The 1576-nt window shown below is 75.7% G+C and carries 3 protein-coding genes; all 3 read right to left on the reverse strand.

The genetic code is table 11. The features are described 5' to 3' along the window. The coding region (locus tag KBX53_RS32470) for a 5-oxoprolinase subunit PxpA (RefSeq protein ID WP_210863677.1) at positions 1-472 on the reverse strand (472 nt) is incomplete at its 3' end. Beyond that, positions 456-1319, reverse strand: coding sequence for a biotin-dependent carboxyltransferase family protein (locus KBX53_RS32475; protein ID WP_210863679.1), 864 nt, complete (start codon positions 1317-1319; stop codon positions 456-458). The genes KBX53_RS32470 and KBX53_RS32475, both read right to left, overlap by 17 nt. Then, positions 1316-1576: carboxyltransferase domain-containing protein (locus KBX53_RS32480; protein ID WP_210863681.1), on the reverse strand; the 261-nt coding region annotated here is incomplete at its 5' end. The genes KBX53_RS32480 and KBX53_RS32475, both read right to left, overlap by 4 nt.

Raw genomic sequence — 1576 nt, forward strand, 5'->3', positions numbered from 1 at the left:
CCGGCAGCCCGGCACCGACGGCGAGTTGCGCGAGGGTCGACCCGGCCAGGCAGAGCACCGGCAGCTCGGGGTCGTAGCCGGTGACCGCCGCGACCACCGCCGCCGCCTGGGATTCGTCGATGCTGGCCGCGTGGTAGAGCGCGCCGTGCGGCTTGAGGTAGCGGACCCGGGTGCGGAACAGCCGGCAGAACGCGTCCAGCGCCCCGAGCTGATAGGTCACCTCGTCGCGGAGCTCGGCGAAGTCGTACGCGATGTGCCGCCGGCCGAAGCCGGCCAGGTCGCGGTAGCCGACCTGCGCGCCCACCGCCACCCCACGGTGCGCGGCGCCCTCGCAGACCCGCCGCATGGTGGACGGGTCGCCGCCGTGGAAGCCGCAGGCGACGTTGGCGGAGGTCACCAGGTCCAGCAGCGCGTTGTCGTCGCCGAGTCGCCAGATGCCGAATCCCTCGCCCAGGTCAGCGTTGAGGTCCATGGAATCTGACGGTAGTACCTGGCCGTGCCTGCGCGAGCGCTGTCACGTCGGTGACCACCCCGATGACGGGGTATCCGCCGGTGGTCGGATGGTCCGCGAGGAAGATCAGGGGTTGTCCGTCCGCCGGCACCTGTACCGCGCCGAGCACGATGCCCTCGCTGGGGAGTTCGCCGGCGACCGCGCGGGGCAGCGGCGCGCCGGCGAGGCGCGCGCCGACCCGGTTGCTCACCGGGCTGATGGTGTACGCGCTGCCGAAGAGCCGGTCGAACGCAGTCGGCGTGAACCAGTCCTCGCGGGGGCCGGGGCCGAGCGTCAGGTGCAGCTCCGGCTCGGGGTGGGCGCAGCTGGTCGAGTCGACCGGCGCGGGTGCGGCGACCGGTTCGCCCAGTGGCAGCCGGTCGCCGTCCCGCAGCGCAGGTGGGCCGAGCCCGGAGAGGGTGTCGGTGGCCCGGCTGCCGAGCACCGGTGGCACGTCGATGCCGCCCGCGACCGCCAGCCAGCTCCGTACGCCCCGTCGGGCGGGGCCGATCCGCAGCACCGTGCCGGCCGGCACGCTGAGCGGGCGTCCGGTGTCACCGGGCCGAGCACCCGCCTGGACCGGGACCTCGGCACCGGTGACCGCGACAGTGGTGGCCCGGGTCAGCCGCACTGTGCAGCCGGTCAGGGTGATCTCCAGGCCGGCCGCGTGCTCCGGGTTGCCGACCAGCCGGTTGGCCAGCCGCAGGGCGGCCGGGTCGAGGGCGCCGGAGCGGGGTACGCCCAGGTGCGCCCAGCCGGGCCGGCCGAGGTCCTGCACTGTGGTGAGCGCGCCGGCGCGGAGCACCTCGATGGCGCCCGGGTGGGTCACGCCGCCACCATCCGGACGGTGGTGCCCGGGTTGAGGCGGGCCGGCGGATCGGCGGCGACGTCGAACAGCACCAGGTCGGTCCGGCCGACCAGCTGCCAGCCGCCGGGCGACGCGCCCGGATAGATGCCGGCGTACGGGCCTGCCAGCGCGACCGAGCCGGCCGGGACCCGGGGTCGGGGCGGGGCCAGCCGGGGCAGCGCCAACTCGGCGGGCAGCCCGGACAGGTAGGGAAAGCCGGGGGCGAAGCCGCAGAACGC

This window comes from Micromonospora sp. M51 (assembly GCF_018070305.1).
GTDB lineage: Bacteria > Actinomycetota > Actinomycetes > Mycobacteriales > Micromonosporaceae > Micromonospora > Micromonospora parva.